Genomic DNA, 19,529 nt, shown 5'->3' on the forward strand with positions numbered 1-19,529 from the left:
AACCGTAAAGCATATACGGTTCCAGGAATGATATCAGAGCTTGAAAATATTGAATGTACAAGAAACAGTGTTGGTAAATACAGAAGAAAATATGCATTAACTGCAAAGCAGAAATTGATATTAAAACAATTTGATATGGATGAAAAATATATCGATAGAAGCATTGGTGAATTTAGCTACTAATGCTTCTTTTATTTTTTAGTTATACAAATTCTGCAAAGTTAAGGTTGCATCTTTTTCGATATTTGGTAAGCGTTTTCAAAATCTGAAAAATATGCTTTAAGTTTCTTGCGTTCCGGTATAAAATATATATACGGAGGTTATATCGTTATGGATCAAAGAAAGACAAAAGCCTTTTTTGAAGGGCGTGACATACATGCTTATAATATTTTTGGTGCACACCTAGAAGCTAATGGGGTTCGCTTCAGAGTGTATGCTCCAAACGCAAAGAATATTTCAGTCATTGGTACATTTAATGACTGGGATGATCAAGCGAGCAAAATGAAAAAAGATAAACGTGGGATTTGGGAATGTTTTGTAGAAGGTGCAAAGAATAAGGATTCTTATAAATATCGTGTGTGGCAGGCAAATGGTGAATTGGTAGATAAAATGGATCCATATGCTTTTTATAGTGAATTAAGACCAAACACGGCAAGTATTGTATCGGATTTAAGCTATGATGGATGGACTGACAAAGAATGGTTGAATCAAAGAAATAAGGGCTTTGATTCTCCTGTGAATATTTATGAAATGCATGTTGGTTCATGGAGAAAAGATGATGAAAATGAAGAGTTTGTACAGTATCATGAAATTGAGAAGGAATTGATTGAGCACTGTAAGAAACATCACTTTACACACGTAGAAGTAATGCCACTATGTGAATATCCATTTGATGGTTCTTGGGGCTATCAATGTACGGGTTATTTTTCAAGTACTTCTCGTTATGGAACAAATCATGAATTAATGCACTTTGTGAATGCACTTCACGAAGCGGGAATTGGCGTTATTATGGATTTTGTGCCTGTGCACTTTGTGAAGGATAACTATGCCTTAGGAATGTTTGATGGAACACCATTATATGAATATTCAAAACCAGAAGATGCGAATAGCGAATGGGGAACTGCTAACTTTGATTTATGGAAAGAAGAAGTTCGTTCATTCTTGATGTCCGCAGCTAATTTCTGGATAGATGTTTATCATGTAGATGGTTTAAGAATGGATGCAATCAGTAATGCGATTTTCTGGCATGGAAATAAGAATAATGGTGTGAATGAAGGAGCATGTGATTTCATGAAACGTATGAATCACTTGTTGAATGAAGCACATCAAGGAAAAATTATGTTGATTGCGGAAGATTCAAGTGATTTCCCTAATGTCACAAAACCAAGTTATGCGGGTGGCTTAGGATTTGACTATAAGTGGGATCTAGGTTGGATGAATGATACATTATCTTATTTAAAAAGAGATCCAATCTATCGTAAGTGGCATCACCATGATGTTACTTTCTCAATGGCTTATTTCTATTCAGAAAGATTTATCTTACCATTTAGTCACGATGAAGTGGTACATGGCAAGGCAACCATTGTAGATAAGATGTGGGGAAGCTATGAAGATAAGTTTGCCCAGGCAAGAGCATTATATGTATATATGTTTGCGCACCCTGGTAAAAAATTGAATTTCATGGGTAATGAAATTGGTCAATTGCGTGAATGGGACGAACAAAAGAGCTGTGACTGGTTCTTGTTGGATTATCCAATGCACGATGCGTTTGAACACTTATGTGAAGACTTAGGTAAGATCTATACAGAAAATGATGCGTTCTTTGATCAAGATTATGATCCAAGTCGTTTCTGCTGGATCGATGCTGATAATGTTGGACAGAATACGTTCTCATTTATTCGTAGAGGTTCAAAGAAAGATTTCGTTATTATTATGAATTTCTCAACAAATCCATATGATCACCAACAGTTTGGTGTTCCTTGCAAAGGAAAATATAAAGAAATCTTAAATACAGAGTGGGATAAATACAATGGAAATATAAAAGATCACGTACCTCAAGAAGTGCAGGCTATGCGTTTATCAAGACACAATCAGCCATATATGATTGAAGTAAATGTGCCTAGTTTTGGTGCCATGATTTATGAAGTTGAAAAGTGAGATTAATTTCTCACTTTTTTTTGGTGAAATTTCTTTTTTTTACGTATAAGAGAGTGTAGAAAAAAGGAGAACAAAAAAATGGAAAAATTAGATGTAGAATTTGAACTGTTTCGCAAGCGAGTGTACAACCTGGAGATTCGTAGCTTTTATTTACTTTTGTTGAATCGGGGTTGTGATATTGAAACTTTAAGAGCTTTATTTTCGGATGTGGATGAAAAACTTGCCTTAAAGATGGATGGAATGTTTTATCGTGCTCAATCAGATCAAGTTCAAGAAGTGTTAGAGAAAGTGATCAAACAAGAAAAGACAAATGCTAGGATGGATTGTTTTGATAAGCTATTTGAAAAAGGAATGGACATATTTGAAGTGTTGGAATTGATTGGGATTAGTCAAAATGACATAGAATTGATCAATGATGCAGCTTATGTGTGGCAAGATAAGCATTTGTGAAATAATTGACTTTTTGTAGGGGGTGTATTGTGGCAAAAAGTTTGTTATAATGTATGCGCAAAAAGGAGATAGCGTAAATATTATGGAAAACAAGGAACTTGCATTGCACGCAAAAAATATTCGTAGAAATATTGTGAAAGAAGTGTATAGTGCCCAAAGTGGACACCCGGGTGGAAGTTTAGGTGCAACTGACATTTTAACAGAGTTATACTTTGAAGAAATGGATATTAATAAGGAAAACTTAAATACATTGGATCGTGATCGTTTTGTATTGAGTAAGGGACATGCAAGTCCGGCTTTATATGCAGTACTTGCTGAAAAGGGATTCCTTCCCGAAGAAGAATTGACAACTTTCAGAGCTATCAATTCACGTTTACAAGGTCACCCTAATATGAATTATGTAGAAGGGGTAGATATGTCTACAGGATCTTTAGGACAAGGTATTTCTTGTGCTGTAGGTATGGCATTAGCAAATAAATTAGATAAAAACGATCACCGTATCTATACTGTACTTGGAGATGGTGAATGCCAAGAAGGACAAGTATGGGAAGCTACAATGTCAGCAGCCCACTATAAATTAGACAATTTATGTATTATTGTTGACAACAACAACCTTCAAATCGATGGTCACGTAGATGAAGTTATGAGTGTTTATCCTTTGGATAAAAAATTCGAAGCTTTCAACTGCCACGTAATCAATGTAGATGGTCATGATTATGATCAATTGCGTGCTGCATTAAAAGAAGCTCGTGAAACAAAAGGAATGCCAACTGTAATTGTTGCGAAGACAATTAAAGGTAAAGGTGTTTCATTTATGGAAGATCAACAAGGATGGCATGGAGTAGCACCAAATGAAGAACAATACCATGCTGCAATGAAAGAATTGGAGGCAGAATAATGGCAAAAGTAGCTACACGTGTCGCTTATGGTGATGCTTTAAAAGAATTAATGGTTGAAAATAAAAATGTCGTTGTATTAGATGCGGACTTAGCTGGTAGTACAAAGAGTGGAGAAGCTAAAAAAGTAGATCCTTCTCGTCACTTTGACATGGGAATTGCCGAAGGAAATATGATGAGTGTTGCGGCAGGTCTTGCAGCTAGTGGTAAGATTGCGTATGCATCTACTTTCGCAATGTTTGCGACTGGACGTGGATTCGAACAAATCCGTAACAGTATTGGATATCCACAATTAAATGTTAAAATCTGTGCATCTCACGCAGGTATTAGTGTTGGAGAAGATGGTGCAAGCCACCAATGTATTGAAGATGTTAGTTTAATGCGTGGTATTCCAGGTATGAAAGTTATCGTTCCATGTGACTATAATGAAGCTAAACAAGCATGTAAAGCTGTAGCTGAAATTGATGGCCCTTGCTACGTTCGTTTAGGTCGTAGTGGTGTTGAAAGCGTAAATGGCGACGACTATAAATTTGAACTAGGAAAAGGTGTAGTTCTACAAAAAGGTGAAAAAGTTGCTTTAGTAGCTACTGGACTAATGGTTCAAGAAGCTTTAGAAGCTGCTAAGAAAATGGAAACAGCTCCAACTGTAGTAAATATCCATACAATTAAACCAATCGATAAAGAATTGATTATTGAACTTGCAAAAACGCATGATACAATCGTAACTTGCGAAGAACACTCAATTATTGGTGGTTTAGGAAGTGCTGTGGCAGAAGTATTAGCGGAAGCAGGAACAGCATGTAAACTTGTTCGTGTTGGTGTTCAGGATGTATTTGGTGAAAGTGGAAAACCAGCTCAATTATTCGCAAAATACAAAATTGATGCAGATGCAATCGTAGAAGCAGCTACAAAGTAGTATGGCACACTATTTCACAAATGATGTTGTAAAAGATGCACCAGAAGAAATTACGATACATTTTCGTGATTTTACATATAAGTTAAATTCAAATGCTGGAGTTTTCAGTAAAGATAAATTGGATGAAGGTACGCGTATTCTTTTAGAAACGGTACTCGACAATGAATCTGAACCAGAAAGCACATTGGATCTAGGTTGTGGAATTGGTCCGATTGCCTTGATTTTAATGGAGTATTGGAAGCATACCGCAATGACGATGATTGATGTGAATCAAAGAGCTTGTCAGCTTGCAGATTCAAATATGAAAAAATATCGTCGTAAGGCAAAGATACTATGTCAGTCGGGTGTGAATGAAGGCCAGTATGCCTGTATTCTTTTGAATCCACCGATTCGTACGGGAAAAGCGATGATTTATTCGTTGTTTGATCAATGCTTAGAACATTTAAAGGAAGATGGTCATTTCTGGATCGTAATGCGTAAGCAGCATGGTGCACAAAGTGCAATCCATTATTTACAAGAAAAAGGCTATGAAGTAGAAAAAATGGCTCGTGATAAGGGTTATTGGGTAATGAAGATTTCAAGATAATGATTCTTCATTACCTTTTTTCTTATGGACTTTTTGACAAATGTCATTTATCATCATAAATACAGTAGAGGTGTTAATCAATGAAACAACATCATGTTTTTAGCTTTTTACAAAGGATGGGGAAATCCTTTATGTTACCTATTGCAGTACTTCCTGTTGCAGGTATTTTTTTGGGTGTAGGAAGTTCTTTGACCAATGAAACAACGATAATGGCGTTGCATTTGAGTTCTATATTAGGGCAAGGAACCTTTTTATATAGTGTTTTAATTTTATTGAAAAAAGTTGGCAATATTTTATTTGATAATCTACCATTGATTTTTGCGGTTTCTATTGCGTTAGGAATGTCGAAAAGAAGAAAAGAAGTGGCTGCACTTGCAGCTATTATTGCCTTTTTTGTGATGCATGCCACAATTAATGCATTACTCTGTTTAGATGGAAGTATAGTGAATGGTGTGGTTTCAGGCCAGGTTTTAGATGGCTCCATTACTTGGGTATGCGGTATGTTGTCGCTTGAAATGGGTGTGTTTGGCGGAATTATAGTTGGACTTGGTGTGAGTTATCTACATAATCGTTTTTATCAGATCCAATTGCCAAATGTGATTTCCTTTTATGAAGGAGAACGCTTTGTTCCAATTGTTTGTGCCGTTACATATGTATTTGTGGGTGTGTTTATGTATTTTGTTTGGCCACCATTACAACATGGTGTTTATAATTTAGGCCGATTGATATCGGATTCTGGCTATTTTGGAACTTTTATTTATGGCGTTATTAAGCGTAGTTTAGTTCCTTTTGGTTTGCATCATGTTTGGTACATGCCATTCTATCAAAGTGCCTTAGGTGGTGTACAAATGGTGAATGGTTCAATGGTATCTGGGGCACAGAATATTTTCTTTGCGCAATTATCGGATCCAAGTGTGACTCATTTTAGTGTAAACGCAACTAAGTTTTTCTCGGGAGAATTTATTTTCATGATTTTTGGAATGCCTGGAGCAGCCTTGGCTATGTATCAGTGCGCAAATCCAGAGGCTAAGAAAAAGACGGCGAGCCTATTACTTTCAGCGGCTTTAACGAGTGCATTAACAGGAATTACAGAGCCGATTGAATTTTCTTTCTTGTTTGTGGCGCCATTATTATATGTTGTTCATGTATTTTTGGCTGCCACATGTTTTGTGGTTGCACAAGCTTTACAGGTTGCGATTGGATTTACTTTTTCGGCCGGATTGCTTGATTTTACATTGTTTGGAATTTTACAGGGAAATGCGAAGACAAATTGGATCGTTATAGTTTTACTTGGTCTAGTATATTTCTTTATTTATTATGGGGTATTTAAATTTTTAATTGTGAAATGTGATTTAAAAACGCCGGGAAGAGAAGAAAGTATTAAGGTTTTTGATAAGAAGAAGTACGATTTTAGTTTTGATAAATCATTGATTGATCCAAGAAGTCAGATGATAGTTCAAGGCTTAGGTGGTCGAAGTAACTTTACAGATTTGGATTGTTGCATCACAAGATTAAGGGCTACAATTCACGATGATACTTTAATAAATGAAGGAGTGTTAAAAAAATCAGGGGCTGCAGCTATTATGTGTCATCCAAATGCGATTCAAATTATCTATGGCCCTCAGGCTTCGAATATAAAGACAAAACTGGATGAGTATATGTTGAATGTGCCGGAAAGTTATGATTTTGAGGATAAAGAAGTTGTTTTAGAAACTAAAACACAGTTGGAACTTGAATGCCCTGTAAATGGTGAGGTCATGCCTATAGAGGAAGCATCCGATTCTATGTTTGCGCATAAATTGATGGGTGATGGTATTATGATTCGTCCAATTGATGGTGTCGTTGTAGCGCCGTGTGATGGTGTTATTTCAATGATTTATCCTACAAAACATGCGATTGGTATTACAATCGATGATAATACACAGATTTTGATTCATTTTGGTACGGATTCGGCGAAATTAAATGGCAATGGTTTTGAATTGTTGGTAAAACCAAACCAGAAAGTAAAAGCTGGAGACGTATTGTGGAATGCAGATTTAAAGTATATCAAAGAAAATGCGTTGGATGAGAATATTATTGTTGTATTTACGAAAATAAATGATGGTGCTGAATTAGAAAAGAAGTATGGAAAAATGCAATGTCATGATATGATATTAAGGGTAAAAGGATAATGGATATGTGTGAAATATTAAAAATCTTGAATCACAATACAATCTTGGTGTCAAAAGAAAACGAAGAAATAATTGTGATGTCTAAGGGTATTGGATTTGGTAAAAAACAAGGGGAACAAGTGGATGTTCCTCGTAACGCAAAGCAGTATAAGATGCAAAAGTCATATCAGGCGAAGCAGAAGTCAAACAATATTTTTGATTACATTGACCCGATGTATATTGAGATTGCATCTGAAATTATTACTTTAACGAAAGAAAAATTTGGTAAAGTAGAACATGACATTTTATTATCTTTGGCAGATCATATTTATTTTGCGGTAAAAAGAATTAAAGAGAAGGATTTTCCATCGAATCCATTTAATATGGACATCCAACTTGTGTTTCCCGATGAGTATTCAGTGGCATTAAAGGCAAAGGATGTAATTGAAAAATATACGCATGAAGAAATTAATGCAGATGAAATTGCGTTTATCACTTTGCACATTCACTCGGCTATATCGGTGAATAAAGTAGGACAGTCGATGGAAGTTATGCGTGTGATTCGTGAGTTTTTCAAAAAATTACAGGCGGATTTAAATATTCGTATTGATGCGAATTCATTGTCTTATATTCGCTTAATGAATCATATTAAGTTTTTATTATTGAGACTGAATAATGATGAGGAATTACAAATGGATATTACAGAGTTCACAAAGGAAAAGTTTCCGTTTGCTTATGAACAGGCTCGTGTTTTATGTGAACAATTGAGTCGTGTGCTGCATAAAGAATTGCCGGATTCAGAGTTGGGTTATTTAGCTTTGCACTTGGAGAGAATTTTGTCGAGTACGATAACTTCTTGATTTTCTTGTTGACAACGCTTTCAGATGGTGGTACATTTCTTGTGTAAAAAGTGAATATTCAATAGCGTGTAACTGGTTAGGCAGGCATTTACTATTTTGATTGAAGATATAATCTTTATTGGTTTATTGTATATCTTCAGTTTAAATGTATATGTCTGTCTTTTTTTGCGTATTGAATTTCTAAGAAAGGATGAAAATATATGGTAGGAATTATTCTTGCAAGTCATGGTGAATTTGCGAATGGTATCTTCCAGTCAGGAGCTATGATTTTTGGTGAACAAGCCAATGTAAAGCCTTGTACTTTGATGCCTAGTGAAGGACCTGAAGACATTCGAAAGAAGATGGAAGATGCGATCGCTTCTTTTGAAAACCAAGAAGAAGTATTGTTCTTAGTTGACCTATGGGGAGGAACTCCATTCAATCAGGCAAGTGCTTTGTTAGATGGTCACGAAGACAAATGGGCAATTGTCACAGGATTGAACTTGCCTATGTTAATTGAAACGTATGCTTCTAGATTCTCAATGGAGAAAGCACACGAAATTGCAGCGCACGTTATGCAGACTGCACAAGAGGGTGTTCAAATCAATCCAAAAGAATTAGAACCAAAAGAAGAAAAGAAAGCAGAAGTAAGTGCAGCTCCACAAGGTGCTATTCCAGAAGGAACAGTACTTGGAGATGGACATATCAAATACGGATTAGCACGTATTGATACACGTTTACTTCATGGTCAGGTAGCAACAGCTTGGACAAAGACTGTTGGACCAAACCGTATCATTGTTGTAAGTGATAATGTAGCTCATGACAAATTAAGAAAGAGCATGATCGAACAGGCAGCTCCTCCAGGAGTAAAAGCGAATGTTGTTCCAATCGACAAGATGATCCAGGTCGCAAAGGATCCTCGTTTTGGAGCTACAAAAGCAATGTTGTTGTTTGAAACACCACAAGATGCATTAAGAGCTATCAAAGGTGGAGTTGATATCAAAGAATTGAACTTAGGTTCAATGGCACACTCTCAAGGAAAGGTTGTATGTACAAAGGCCGTAGCTATGGGAAGTGATGATGTAAAAACATTTGATGAGTTATTAGCAATGGGAATTAAAATCGATGTTCGTAAGGTGCCAACAGATTCACCTGAAAACTTCAATGAAATTCTTAAAAAAGCAAAAACAGAATTAAAGTAAATTTAGAGGGAGATTATTATGTCAGCGATTAGCGTTATTTTAGTTATAATTGTTGCCTTCTTAGCCGGTATGGAAGGGGTTCTTGACCAATATGAATTCCACCAACCATTAGTAGCATGTACATTAATTGGTTTGGTTACTGGTCACTTAAAAGAAGGTGTTATGTTAGGTGGTTCTTTGCAGTTGATGGCTTTAGGTTGGGCAAACATTGGTGCAGCGGTTGCACCAGATGCTGCACTAGCTTCAGTTGCTTCTGCAATTATCATGGTTTTAGGTTTAAATGGTGGAACAACAGATACTACTGCTGCTATTTCTACAGCCATTGCCGTAGCTATTCCATTATCAGTTGCTGGTTTATTCTTAACTATGCTTTGCCGTACACTTGCAATTCCAGTAGTTCACTTCATGGATGCTGCTGCTGAAAAAGGTGATTTCGGTGCAATCGACCGTTGGCAAATTGTTGGTATTTGCTTACAAGGTATTCGTATTGCGATTCCTGCTGCTGCTTTATGTTTCGTACCTAGTTCAGCTGTAACAAGCGTATTAAATGCAATGCCTGCTTGGTTATCTGGTGGTATGACAGTTGGTGGAGGAATGGTTGCTGCTGTTGGTTATGCAATGGTTATCAACATGATGGCTACAAAAGAAACTTGGCCATTCTTCGCTTTAGGTTTCGTATTTGCTTGTGTAAGTGAATTTACATTAATTGCTTTAGGTGTAATTGGTGTTGTTATCGCAATCGTTTATTTAGGTTTGAAAGATGCTGCTAAAAATAGTGGTGGAGGATCAAATACTGGTTCTGGTGATCCATTAGGCGACATCTTGAATGACTACTAGGATTTTGAAGGAGGTAAATGAAAATGGCTGAAAAAATTACATTAACTAAACAAGATCGTAAAAAAGTTTGGTGGCGTCATCAATTCCTTCAGGGTTCTTGGAACTATGAACGTATGCAAAATGGTGGATGGTGCTATTCAATCATTCCTGCAATCAAGAAATTATATCCTAACAAGGAAGATCAAATTGCGGCTTTAAAACGTCACATGGAGTTCTATAACACTCACCCTTATGTATCAAGTCCAGTAATGGGTGTTACTCTTGCTTTGGAAGAAGAAAAAGCAAATGGTGAAAATGTAGATGATACTGCAATCCAAGGTGTTAAAGTAGGTATGATGGGTCCTTTAGCTGGTGTTGGTGACCCAGTATTCTGGTTTACTATGCGTCCAATTTTAGGTGCTTTAGGTGCTTCTTTGGCATTAAGTGGAAATATCTTAGGACCAATCTTATTCTTCGTATTATGGAACGTAATCCGTTTAGCATTTCAGTGGTATACACAAGAATTTGGTTACAATGTAGGAACTAAAATTGCTGAAGATATGTCTGGTGGACTTCTTGGAAAGATCACTCAAGGTGCAAGTATCTTAGGTATGTTTATCATTGGTGCATTGGTTCAACGTTGGGTAAGTATTTCATTTACACCAGTTGTTTCAAGTGTTACTCAATCTGAAGGTGCATACATTGACTGGTCACAAATTCAAGGAAATGCAGACGGTATTAAGAGTGCATTAGAACAATATTCTTCATTAGGAGCTACTGGTTTAAATCAAATCAAAGTTACAACTTTACAACAAAACTTAGATTCATTGATTCCAGGACTTGCAGCTTTATTATTAACATTATTATGCTGTAAATTATTGAAGAAGAAAGTTTCCCCAATCACAATTATCATCGCATTATTCGTAGTTGGTATTGTTGGTCGTGTAATTGGAATTATGTAATAGCTTAAGGAGGTACATATGGCACAATCATTAAATTCAAAAGTTGATTTAACAATCAAGGCAACATCTTTTGCGGGATTGAGTTCCAATGGGAATGTCATGGTTGGAAATAAAGCATTTGAATTCTACAATGAAAGAAATGTTGAAGATTGTATTCAAATTCCTTGGGATACAATTGATCGAGTAGAAGCGAGTGTGTTATTCAACAAAAGTATTTCTCGATTTGTGATTTTCATAAATGAGAAAACATACTTTACTTTCTCTACAAAAGACAACAAAAAAACACTTCGTGCTATAAGAGAATATGTACCTGCAGATCGAATGCTTCGATCATTAAGCTTTTGGGATGTGTTTAAACGCGGTTTAATGTATATTCCAAATAAATTACTACATTCAAACAATTAAGTATTATTAACCCAGTCAGCATTATGTTGATTGGGTTTTCTTTCTTTTAATCCGAAAAAGTACAAGATGCATAAACCAGCCAACAAAGAATTGAACTTAGGTTCAATGGCACACTCTCAAGGAAAGGTTGTATGTACAAAGGCCGTATCTATGGGAATTAAGATTGATGTTCGTAAGGTTCTTACAGATTCATCTGAAAACTTCAATGAAATTCTTAAAAAAGCAAAATTAGAATTGAAGATGGCTTAGGTCATCTTTTTTAATTGTTGAAAAGTCATAAAAATAAGCTCTAAATTATATTGAAAAGTCATTTCGGAGGTGAAATATGCTTTATCGAAAGATCGAACGTACAATTGAACAACATTTAAAGAGTGGATCAAATAAAATATTATTAGTGGATGGAGCACGTCAAATTGGAAAAACATATATCATAAGGTATGTTGTATCGAATGAGAGAACAATAAGTCAGAAGGGTAAAATCATTTATTTACCAATTTATTATTTAATGTTCTTTTAATGAAAAAGGGTGTGGAACTTTAGAATTCCACATCCTTGTTGTTTAATAGATGATCAAATATGTAATGTCCTACACCACCCTCAAGACAATCATAATCGGTAATGTCATCGGCCAATGCTTTTGTGTTTGGATTGCCATCTTTTAGGCATACGCCCCATCCACTTGTGAGTAGTAAAGAATTATCGTTTTCATTATCGCCAAACGTAATCGTGTTTTCTAGGTTGATTTTGTTCCATTCGCAATACATTTCTAAACCTCTTCCTTTGGAGAAACCACTATACATTAATTCGATAGTTCCTGGGAATGTTTCAATTGTTTGGTATTTGCCTTTATATTGTTCTTCTACTTTATCGCGGATAAGCTGCGTTGTTTCTGAATCTGTTCTAAATAAGAATTTATAAACAGGTTTTTCACAGAATCCATCAATATCACCTGTTTTGTCAACGAGTAAAATGTTTTTTCGTTTGGCCATATCCAATAAATCTTCGCTGATATTCATAACATTGCGTAGTTGATTTCCTTCTACGTTTACGGATACTTTATTTTCTTCGATGATTGGCATCAAGAAAGTTAGAACTTCCTTCATTTCTTCAATGCTCAACATGTCCATCGTAAATGATTGTTCTAGGTTACGATCATAGATCATACCTCCATTCATTCCGATAATAAAATCAAATTCAAAGCCTAGATTCCAAAAGATTCCTTTTGTTTTTTCCATTTCAGTGATTTCTCTTCCGGTTGCCAAACCAATTTTTACGTTTCTTTCATGAAGTTCTTTTAAAGCATATATTGTGATTTCAGGTAAGGGACTGCCTTTAGAACTTAGGGTCATATCAACGTCGGCAGCTAAGACCTCAATTTTTTGAATCATAAATGTACCTCCATTATCTAAAATGTATACGATTTCATAAAAAGTTTCAACTTGAAAGTTATATAATACTACCTGTTTCGTTTTGTGTTTCTTCTTTAAGTAAGCTATACTTTATAGACTGAGGGTGGTAATAATGAATTTTTTAGTGCGTAGATTTATAAAGAATTATCAAGATACAAAAGATGCCAGTGTGAGAACGAGTGTTGGTAAATTATCGGGAATCGTTGGAATTCTTAATAACTTATTTTTATTTGTGATTAAATTTGTGATTGGTACCATTGTACATTCGGTATCTATTCAAGCCGATGGTGTAAATAACTTAACGGATGCTGGATCAAACATCATTTCGATTCTATCTTTTCATCTTGCCAATAAACCGGCAGATAAAGATCATCCATTTGGTCATGAAAGAACGGAAACGATTGCGTCCTTGTTTGTAGGTATATTGATTTTAGTTTTAGGTTTTGAAACCGCAAAAGAAAGTATTTCTAAAGTGATTCATCCAGGAAGTATTGATTTTAGAATTGTGTCTGTCATTATCCTTATTATTTCTATTATCGTAAAATTCTGGATGTATACATACAATAAGAAACTATCTAAAACATATGATTCAAGTTTATTAGAAGCTACTGCATTGGATTCCATTAGTGATGTATGTGGAACAACAGCCGTACTTGTATCGACATTGTTGTCTCCTGTTTTACATTTCAATTTAGATGGCTATATGGGTATTGTGGTTTCTGGGATTATCCTTTATGGAGCTTATGGCTTATTAAGAGATATGATCAATTCTTTAATTGGAGAAGCACCGGATCCTGAACTTGTACACAATATTGTAGATAGAATCATGGCCCATCCTGCAATTTTAGGTGTGCATGATATGATGCTGCATAATTATGGTCCAAATAAGATTTTTGCGAGTGCTCACGTAGAAGTGGATTCTTCAAAAGATATTTTTGAAACGCATGATCATATTGATAATATAGAGCGTGAAGTCAAAGAGAATATGAATATTGATTTGGTTTTACATATGGATCCAGTAAAGGTAAATGATCCAGAAACGGAGTTGTATCGTGCAAAAGTGGTCGAAGCCATTCATCAAATTGATCCGAAATGGGGATTTCATGATTTTAGAATTGTGTCTGGACCAACACATGTGAATTTGGTGTTTGATTTGGTGATTCCATTTGAAGAAAAATATACGCAGGAAGAAATTGAGGCAATGCTTCTAAAACATATTCAATCGAATAAAAAGATTTATTTAGTACTCACAATTGATCATCCATACGCATAAGGCAGAAGTGTTTAAACTTCTGCCTCTATTATTTCTGGGATTACTTGGATTTGTGCTTTTTCTTCTTTAGTTAATGTGTTTGAAATAAATACATCTACTTCTTTAAATTTACAATACGTGCATTCAGGCTGAATATTGAACTTACTATGGTCTGTTACCACAATGATTTTTTCACTTTGTTGAAGAATGTGTCGCTTTAATCCATATTCATTTTCATAAGTGGTAAATCCATCGTTGTCTTTAAATCCCTTGGTTCCTAAAATCGCAACATCAATATGAATATAATCTATAGTTTCACTGGCGAGGTTTCCATAAGAGCGATAGGCATTGTTGGAAATGTTTCCACCAATGAGTATAACGTGCATATTAAGTCTTGCGCATTTGTAGGCTATAAAAATGGAGTTAGTCACAATTGTAATATTTTGGATGGATTGAAGAAAAGGAATGCCTGCTTGACATGTACTTCCAGCATCCAAGTACACGATCATGCCTTCTTTGATAGAGGTACAGGCTTGTTTCATAATTTGTTTCTTTTCTTCGATATATTCTTGATTTCTTAATGAAATGGGCATTTCATCTGGTTCTTCTAAAAGGATGGCATAGCCATGTTCTTTTTTTATAATATTGGAATCTTCGAGATCAATAATATCTTTACGAATAGTTTCACTTGAAGTGTTGAAATAAGTAGCTAAATCGGATATTTTGATTTTGTGGTGTTCCTGTAGAAGTTGACGAATCTTGAATTGTCTTTCATCTTTCTTTTTGGACATAAGCTACACCTGTGTTACTTTCTTAATTGTTTTTACAACATCATATTGTTCGGGTGTTAAATGGTTTGTGATGAATTCATCAAATTCATTAAACTTACAAAAGGCATAGGGAGCAATATCGGCCTTATTATTAACTTTACTCGCATCACTGATCATGATCTTTTGTGCGGATTGATTCATGACATGTCTTTTAAAACCTAATTCATCGGCAGAAATGGTTGTGAATCCATGACTCTTTTCTGCGAAGGCATCTGTTCCCATAATAGCTAGATCTATATTTAAATGGTCAATGATTTCAGTTGCGAAATGTCCATAGGTCCTTTTTCCTATATTAAATAATAAACCGCCTGCCATAATGATATTTAAATTCATGTTGGCACATTCATAAGCTACAAGAATGGAATTGGTGACAATGGTGATATCGTTCTTATTCTTTAGAGCACTTATGGCAGTTAGAATTGTACTTCCTGAATCTAAATATACAATCATACCATTTTCAATTCGGCTGAATGCTTCTAGAGCCACAACTTTTTTCATTTCCTTGTTTTTTTGTGCTTTTAATTCGACAAACGTCTCGACAGAAGAACTTTGAATCTTGGCATAGCCATGTTCTTTGATTACTATTTTTCTTTCTTGTAGTTCACTTAAATCTTTGCGTAGTGTTTCGGGAGTGACAGAAAGTAATTTAGCGAGTTCCGTAACTTTTATTTTCTCTTTTTCTTCTAGAATTTGACGAATCTGAAGTTGTCTTTCTTCTTTTTTCTTTGACATAATTTCACCTTTTTCTTTTGTATCCAACTAAATTATAGATGAAATATTTTGAAAATGAACAAATAAATTGGAATACAAATTATTTGTGATAATTTAATGTATTTCAAATGCTTTTCTATCATAATGAGATTGTCTAAAGAAAGCGTGTGATAGATATGGTAGTTCGATTAAATCCAGTAGATTTTGCGAAGGCAATGATGAAAAATAAGGAACAATTGATTCCCACACCAATTGTTTTGGATAATGGTATTGCCGGCATTGTATATGGATATTATGTAGGTGATGATTTTTATTATTTGGATCGTTTAGATGTTGATGTTTCTAAAAAAGAAAAATTAAGAAAAATGAATGTAATGGAATTGAGACAAGAAATAGCGTTAAAGATTAAAATTTTTGTAGCCAACTCAAAATAACTTAAAATCTTTTGAATCATAAATAAAAACTTGGAAAACCAAATAATTTAGTTAAACTGTTGAGAAGATTCAATAATTCATACATAATGCAAATGTCAAAGGAGGTATAAGAAATGTGTACAGTCGTCCATCTTGAACCAGAAGATTTCGCTAGAGAACTAGTTCATAATCAAAAAAATGTTTATGCCAGAACGTATGTCCTCGATTGTGGACTTGCCGTAGTTATCTATATGTGCCAAGATTCACAGTTCTTGTACTACCTAGACAGACCGGATTGTTCGAAGGAAAAAAAGGATATGTTGAAATCTATGGATTTCTATGAACTGCATGCCGAAATCTATCGCAAGGTCAATTTAGATAATCGTCTTCGCGAAAGACAAAAGAACCCAAGTTGCTAACTTGGGTTTATTTAATATATCCAAATGTAAAGTGTTCGCCTGTTTGTTTATCATTACGATAGCTGAAACAAGTGTCGAGCTCTTTTTTTGTATCATATTTACTTGGATGAATGTTTTTCTCGGGAATACCTAATTCTTTACACATTTCAATGTTAATACCTTGATTATCAATATAGGCTTTTTCATTTGGCATATAACGAATGAATGGAGTTGTGTCAATGCTGATATGTTTCATTTGTTCAACAACTTCCATACCAACTTCTAAAGAATCATATTGAATACTTGGAGAAAAATACACGTGACAAGATTCAGGGTGAATCAAATCTTTTTCAATTAATTCGCTCAAGCATTTTTTTGTGATTTCTAATGTTGTACCTTTCCATCCGGAATGAATGGCACATATGCATGGTGTCGTTTCATCAACTACAAGAATGCCTAAGCAATCTGCTGTAAATACGCCAATAAGAATGTTTGGTTCTGTAGTATATACGGCATCTACATTCATAATGCTTGTATCTTTATTGTAGGCACCTTTACCCTTATCACTAGAAGTAACTCTGGCCATATTGTTTGTATGCTTTTGCCAAGGAAGTGCCCAGTTATCTAGTGGCATATTTAATTCTTTAGCCAATCTTTTGCGGTTGATCATAACAGCTTCTGAATCGATACAAACATGTAGTGCGGTATTGTTCTTTTCAGGAAGTGCAATGTCTTTTAGTGTTGTAGCTCCAAAGACATGATCATTATTAATATGAATAATCTTATTTGTTTGAATAGACATCTGTAATTTCTCCAATATATACATAGTGTAAATCATCGAGTGGATAATTCTTTTCGTAGATTTCAGGTAATAAGAAATGTTCTTTTTCTAGTTTTCCAACATAGATTTTTTTACAAATAAAAACTTCTTTAGCTTCTTTAAATGTAGGGTTTCCATCTACCATTTCAACGTGGAAATTCACGTTTGAAATTTTATCTTCATCCTTACCTGATTTTGTACCTAAGTAAGATAGTTCTTTGTGTTTATCATCAAAGAAAGATAGGGTGAATGTATCACTTTCATCAACGAATTCTTTTGTGTATCTTTGTGGACGAATAAAGATAATCGCAACATCCTTATTCCATAAGTGACCAAGCGTTCCCCATGAAGCGGTCATAGTGTTGGTCTTGCCATTTTTTGTAGCACTGATGAGTAGCCAGTCTTTTCCAATCTTATCAAAAGGATTGAAGCTTAGACTGTGAATATCAACTTTTTTAAACATACATATTTCCTCCTATACTTGTTGTTTTAAAATCAAATAAACCTCGGCTTTTGTAGCTTCTGGATAAGGCAGTACAAATAGAATTCCAATTCCGCAACAAATTAAGCCTAAAATGATCCATCCTAAAAAAGATAAATCTAAGACAAATAAATCCATCTTTTGTCCAGTTGTCATTTGTTTAGATAAAGAGAAGGCTTGAGAAGCAGAAAGATTTGGATTTTCTGCCAATAGATATGGAATCATAGAATATTCATATGCCTTAATCACTCCAGGCACTATAAATAGGAATAGCCATAGTAGGGTTTTTAGATCCATTAAGAACATGATTTTCACAACATTTAAATAGTTGCCTTTAAACCCTTTAAAGATTTCACCAAGTTCAGGATTCTCATCATGATTCTTAATAAAATATCCACTTTTTCCAACTACAATGACATTACCAATAAAGATTGTATAGAGTATACCTAAAATACTGGCAACAGAAATGAATGAATAAAATATATATTGGAAATTGGATGAATAAAACATAGGTTGTGCATCATAAGAAAGATTGTTTGACGCAAAGTCTTGTACTCTTTCAATAATGGTTGTTTTTTCACCAGTCAATGTTGATGCGATCAACGTAACCACAAACATCTTCCAATAGTTGCGTTTCATGGTTTGTTTGGCTTGTTCTTTAACTTGTTGTCGATTCCACATAGGTAGTCACCTTCTTTCTTATATTTTAATTTTATCACATAAGAAAATGAATAATGTGGAAAAGAAACATATAAAGAGTTATGTGCGTTGATGCGTTTTGTGATTAAAGTATGTAATGTGTATGCTTAGAAACAAAGAAACCATTCTAGTGTTGGCGTCTAGAATGGTTTCTTTTTGTTTATTATTATTTTTAGGAGAGAGATATGAATATTGGTTTATTTCTATATTCATTGCCTTATCTTTAAGGCACTTATAGAATATCATTCCATGTTGTCATAATTTTCTTATAACTTTGGTAAATCTTGTGAAATCCGATTGAATTATGTGAAATTATCAAAATATGCATCTTTTCTGAAAAAACCTCCATTTATTTCGTACTAGAGATAAGAAAGGAGGAATTATCTTGAATTCGATTGATATTGAGTCTAAGAAGTTTTTAGGACAACCCAAAAACTTTGTCTCGATCTTCAATGCGCTTTTATTTGATGGGAAGCAAGTATTAAAGCCTGAATATCTTAAGGATGAAAACAGTGAACTTGTTATGAATGTTTCAAGCAAGCATGTGGATATCATCAAACGATATGAGGATGGTACATATTTAGATCTGTTCGTGATTGAAAGTCAAAGCTATGTGGATCCTTCCATGGTCGCAAGAGTCATGGAATATGAGAGTGTAGCTCGTATGCGTTATATTCGTCAAAACTTTAAGAAGCATGTTCCGAAAAATACTCGACTTCCCATGATTTTAACCGTTGTCTTGTATGTGGGTGAATCCAAGTGGAGTGCCGCTAAAAAGCTAAGTGAACTAGAAATCATTCATCCTGGATTTGAAGCTATGTTCAATGAGTTTCAACTGAATCTGATTGAGCTAAACACAAATCACAAGTATAATACAGGTGAAAAGGCAACACAGGACTTCTTTGATCTATTGCGCATGATCTATAGAAAGCAGATATTAAAAGAAGATCTAGATCGAGAGTTTAATCGTGATGCATTGTATTTTGCGTATGTAGTGACAAAGAACAAAGAGTTATTGAGTATCTACAACAAAAGCGAGAAGGGAGATGTAAAAGTGTGTAGAGCATTAGATGAAATGTTTGAAGAATCCACAAACAAAGGAATCCAGATGGGTATCAAGCAGGGTTTTGAACAAGG

General features: G+C 34.7%; 24 protein-coding genes. 18 read left to right on the forward strand and 6 right to left on the reverse strand.

The features are described 5' to 3' along the window. The 14 genes from Q0F04_RS08110 to Q0F04_RS08175 all read left to right on the forward strand — a co-directional run. The coding region (locus Q0F04_RS08110) for a hypothetical protein (protein ID WP_295752155.1) at positions 1–183 on the forward strand (183 nt) is incomplete at its 5' end. 147 nt (positions 184–330) lie between these two features. Further along, positions 331–2,157, forward strand: coding sequence for a 1,4-alpha-glucan branching protein GlgB (glgB, locus tag Q0F04_RS08115; RefSeq protein WP_295752158.1), 1,827 nt, complete (start codon positions 331–333; stop codon positions 2,155–2,157). Between the two features lie 78 nt (positions 2,158–2,235). Beyond that, on the forward strand, positions 2,236–2,607 hold the full coding sequence (locus Q0F04_RS08120; protein WP_295752161.1) for a hypothetical protein: 372 nt from the start codon (positions 2,236–2,238) through the stop codon (positions 2,605–2,607). Between the two features lie 49 nt (positions 2,608–2,656). After that, complete coding sequence (locus tag Q0F04_RS08125; protein ID WP_295752163.1) at positions 2,657–3,505, forward strand: transketolase; 849 nt, start codon at positions 2,657–2,659, stop codon at positions 3,503–3,505. Next, positions 3,505–4,419, forward strand: coding sequence for a transketolase C-terminal domain-containing protein (locus Q0F04_RS08130; protein WP_288522743.1), 915 nt, complete (start codon positions 3,505–3,507; stop codon positions 4,417–4,419). Before Q0F04_RS08125 ends, Q0F04_RS08130 begins: the two co-directional genes overlap by 1 nt. 1 nt (position 4,420) lies before the next feature. Beyond that, positions 4,421–5,005, forward strand: a complete 585-nt coding sequence (locus tag Q0F04_RS08135) for a methyltransferase (protein ID WP_295752165.1) — start codon at positions 4,421–4,423, stop codon at positions 5,003–5,005. A 131-nt stretch (positions 5,006–5,136) separates the two neighbouring features. Continuing rightward, positions 5,137–7,176, forward strand: a complete 2,040-nt coding sequence (locus Q0F04_RS08140; protein WP_295752168.1) for a PTS transporter subunit IIABC — start codon at positions 5,137–5,139, stop codon at positions 7,174–7,176. A gap of 5 nt (positions 7,177–7,181) precedes the next feature. Beyond that, positions 7,182–8,015, forward strand: a complete 834-nt coding sequence (locus tag Q0F04_RS08145; protein ID WP_295752171.1) for a PRD domain-containing protein — start codon at positions 7,182–7,184, stop codon at positions 8,013–8,015. Between the two features lie 200 nt (positions 8,016–8,215). After that, positions 8,216–9,196 (forward strand): PTS sugar transporter subunit IIB, encoded by a 981-nt coding sequence (locus Q0F04_RS08150; protein WP_295752173.1) that lies wholly within the window; start codon positions 8,216–8,218, stop codon positions 9,194–9,196. Between the two features lie 18 nt (positions 9,197–9,214). Then, positions 9,215–10,033, forward strand: a complete 819-nt coding sequence (locus tag Q0F04_RS08155; protein WP_295752176.1) for a PTS mannose/fructose/sorbose transporter subunit IIC — start codon at positions 9,215–9,217, stop codon at positions 10,031–10,033. Positions 10,034–10,056: 23 nt separating this feature from the next. Further along, on the forward strand, positions 10,057–10,974 hold the full coding sequence (locus Q0F04_RS08160; protein ID WP_295752177.1) for a PTS system mannose/fructose/sorbose family transporter subunit IID: 918 nt from the start codon (positions 10,057–10,059) through the stop codon (positions 10,972–10,974). A gap of 18 nt (positions 10,975–10,992) precedes the next feature. Next, positions 10,993–11,379: a DUF956 family protein gene (locus Q0F04_RS08165; protein ID WP_003866160.1), complete on the forward strand. Its 387-nt coding sequence runs from the start codon at positions 10,993–10,995 to the stop codon at positions 11,377–11,379. Positions 11,380–11,445: 66 nt separating this feature from the next. After that, positions 11,446–11,628: a hypothetical protein gene (locus tag Q0F04_RS08170; RefSeq protein ID WP_199519714.1), complete on the forward strand. Its 183-nt coding sequence runs from the start codon at positions 11,446–11,448 to the stop codon at positions 11,626–11,628. A 76-nt stretch (positions 11,629–11,704) separates the two neighbouring features. Next, positions 11,705–11,896, forward strand: a complete 192-nt coding sequence (locus Q0F04_RS08175; RefSeq protein ID WP_295752180.1) for a hypothetical protein — start codon at positions 11,705–11,707, stop codon at positions 11,894–11,896. Positions 11,897–11,915: 19 nt separating this feature from the next. On the opposite strand, the gene Q0F04_RS08180 is transcribed toward Q0F04_RS08175, so the two are convergent. Continuing rightward, positions 11,916–12,767, reverse strand: a complete 852-nt coding sequence (locus Q0F04_RS08180; RefSeq protein ID WP_295752183.1) for an HAD-IIB family hydrolase — start codon at positions 12,765–12,767, stop codon at positions 11,916–11,918. A 133-nt stretch (positions 12,768–12,900) separates the two neighbouring features. On the opposite strand from Q0F04_RS08180, the gene Q0F04_RS08185 reads away from it, so the two are divergent. Continuing rightward, complete coding sequence (locus tag Q0F04_RS08185) at positions 12,901–14,061, forward strand: cation diffusion facilitator family transporter (protein WP_295563748.1); 1,161 nt, start codon at positions 12,901–12,903, stop codon at positions 14,059–14,061. 11 nt (positions 14,062–14,072) lie between these two features. On the opposite strand, the gene Q0F04_RS08190 is transcribed toward Q0F04_RS08185, so the two are convergent. After that, positions 14,073–14,831 carry a DeoR/GlpR family DNA-binding transcription regulator gene (locus Q0F04_RS08190; protein ID WP_295752185.1) on the reverse strand — a complete coding sequence of 253 codons (759 nt, stop codon included), beginning with the start codon at positions 14,829–14,831 and terminating at the stop codon, positions 14,073–14,075. 3 nt (positions 14,832–14,834) lie between these two features. Next, positions 14,835–15,602, reverse strand: coding sequence for a DeoR/GlpR family DNA-binding transcription regulator (locus Q0F04_RS08195; protein WP_295752188.1), 768 nt, complete (start codon positions 15,600–15,602; stop codon positions 14,835–14,837). A gap of 146 nt (positions 15,603–15,748) precedes the next feature. Here Q0F04_RS08195 and Q0F04_RS08200 point away from each other — a divergent pair, with 146 nt between their 5' ends. Together Q0F04_RS08200 and Q0F04_RS08205 are read left to right on the forward strand one after the other, a co-directional pair. Continuing rightward, entirely contained in the window at positions 15,749–16,015 is a 267-nt protein-coding gene (locus tag Q0F04_RS08200) for a hypothetical protein (RefSeq protein WP_295752191.1), read from the forward strand. A gap of 113 nt (positions 16,016–16,128) precedes the next feature. Next, the gene (locus Q0F04_RS08205) at positions 16,129–16,413 is read left to right on the forward strand and encodes a hypothetical protein (protein WP_117572169.1); all 285 of its coding nucleotides are present in this window, start codon (positions 16,129–16,131) and stop codon (positions 16,411–16,413) included. A gap of 7 nt (positions 16,414–16,420) precedes the next feature. On the opposite strand, the gene Q0F04_RS08210 is transcribed toward Q0F04_RS08205, so the two are convergent. Genes Q0F04_RS08210 through Q0F04_RS08220 form a run of 3 tightly spaced genes read right to left on the reverse strand, consistent with a single transcriptional unit; the run spans position 16,421 to position 18,374 of the window. Continuing rightward, complete coding sequence (locus tag Q0F04_RS08210; RefSeq protein WP_199519713.1) at positions 16,421–17,194, reverse strand: polyphenol oxidase family protein; 774 nt, start codon at positions 17,192–17,194, stop codon at positions 16,421–16,423. Then, positions 17,175–17,675: a flavin reductase gene (locus Q0F04_RS08215; RefSeq protein WP_295563743.1), complete on the reverse strand. Its 501-nt coding sequence runs from the start codon at positions 17,673–17,675 to the stop codon at positions 17,175–17,177. Before Q0F04_RS08215 ends, Q0F04_RS08210 begins: the two co-directional genes overlap by 20 nt. A gap of 12 nt (positions 17,676–17,687) precedes the next feature. Next, positions 17,688–18,374: a DUF975 family protein gene (locus Q0F04_RS08220; protein ID WP_295752195.1), complete on the reverse strand. Its 687-nt coding sequence runs from the start codon at positions 18,372–18,374 to the stop codon at positions 17,688–17,690. A 403-nt stretch (positions 18,375–18,777) separates the two neighbouring features. Here Q0F04_RS08220 and Q0F04_RS08225 point away from each other — a divergent pair. Then, on the forward strand, positions 18,778–19,529 hold a 752-nt coding region (locus Q0F04_RS08225; protein ID WP_295752198.1), incomplete at its 3' end, for an Rpn family recombination-promoting nuclease/putative transposase.

Source organism: uncultured Holdemanella sp. (genome assembly GCF_934772795.1).
Taxonomy (GTDB): Bacteria; Bacillota_I; Bacilli_A; order Erysipelotrichales; family Erysipelotrichaceae; genus Holdemanella.

Excerpts from the sequence above, each read along its gene's own strand:
- Q0F04_RS08180 (WP_295752183.1), bottom strand. The coding sequence starts at position 12,767 with ATGATTCAAAAAATTGAGGTCTTAGCTGCCGACGTTGATATGACCCTA.
- Q0F04_RS08150 (WP_295752173.1), top strand. The coding sequence starts at position 8,216 with ATGGTAGGAATTATTCTTGCAAGTCATGGTGAATTTGCGAATGGTATC.
- Q0F04_RS08145 (WP_295752171.1), top strand. The coding sequence starts at position 7,182 with ATGTGTGAAATATTAAAAATCTTGAATCACAATACAATCTTGGTGTCA.
- Q0F04_RS08165 (WP_003866160.1), top strand. The coding sequence starts at position 10,993 with ATGGCACAATCATTAAATTCAAAAGTTGATTTAACAATCAAGGCAACA.
- Q0F04_RS08215 (WP_295563743.1), bottom strand. The coding sequence starts at position 17,675 with ATGTTTAAAAAAGTTGATATTCACAGTCTAAGCTTCAATCCTTTTGAT.
- Q0F04_RS08170 (WP_199519714.1), top strand. The coding sequence starts at position 11,446 with ATGCATAAACCAGCCAACAAAGAATTGAACTTAGGTTCAATGGCACAC.
- Q0F04_RS08205 (WP_117572169.1), top strand. The coding sequence starts at position 16,129 with ATGTGTACAGTCGTCCATCTTGAACCAGAAGATTTCGCTAGAGAACTA.
- Q0F04_RS08175 (WP_295752180.1), top strand. The coding sequence starts at position 11,705 with ATGCTTTATCGAAAGATCGAACGTACAATTGAACAACATTTAAAGAGT.
- glgB (WP_295752158.1), top strand. The coding sequence starts at position 331 with ATGGATCAAAGAAAGACAAAAGCCTTTTTTGAAGGGCGTGACATACAT.
- Q0F04_RS08125 (WP_295752163.1), top strand. The coding sequence starts at position 2,657 with ATGTATGCGCAAAAAGGAGATAGCGTAAATATTATGGAAAACAAGGAA.
- Q0F04_RS08190 (WP_295752185.1), bottom strand. The coding sequence starts at position 14,831 with ATGTCCAAAAAGAAAGATGAAAGACAATTCAAGATTCGTCAACTTCTA.
- Q0F04_RS08120 (WP_295752161.1), top strand. The coding sequence starts at position 2,236 with ATGGAAAAATTAGATGTAGAATTTGAACTGTTTCGCAAGCGAGTGTAC.
- Q0F04_RS08185 (WP_295563748.1), top strand. The coding sequence starts at position 12,901 with ATGAATTTTTTAGTGCGTAGATTTATAAAGAATTATCAAGATACAAAA.
- Q0F04_RS08140 (WP_295752168.1), top strand. The coding sequence starts at position 5,137 with ATGTTACCTATTGCAGTACTTCCTGTTGCAGGTATTTTTTTGGGTGTA.
- Q0F04_RS08195 (WP_295752188.1), bottom strand. The coding sequence starts at position 15,602 with ATGTCAAAGAAAAAAGAAGAAAGACAACTTCAGATTCGTCAAATTCTA.
- Q0F04_RS08155 (WP_295752176.1), top strand. The coding sequence starts at position 9,215 with ATGTCAGCGATTAGCGTTATTTTAGTTATAATTGTTGCCTTCTTAGCC.
- Q0F04_RS08210 (WP_199519713.1), bottom strand. The coding sequence starts at position 17,194 with ATGTCTATTCAAACAAATAAGATTATTCATATTAATAATGATCATGTC.
- Q0F04_RS08135 (WP_295752165.1), top strand. The coding sequence starts at position 4,421 with ATGGCACACTATTTCACAAATGATGTTGTAAAAGATGCACCAGAAGAA.
- Q0F04_RS08160 (WP_295752177.1), top strand. The coding sequence starts at position 10,057 with ATGGCTGAAAAAATTACATTAACTAAACAAGATCGTAAAAAAGTTTGG.
- Q0F04_RS08130 (WP_288522743.1), top strand. The coding sequence starts at position 3,505 with ATGGCAAAAGTAGCTACACGTGTCGCTTATGGTGATGCTTTAAAAGAA.
- Q0F04_RS08220 (WP_295752195.1), bottom strand. The coding sequence starts at position 18,374 with ATGTGGAATCGACAACAAGTTAAAGAACAAGCCAAACAAACCATGAAA.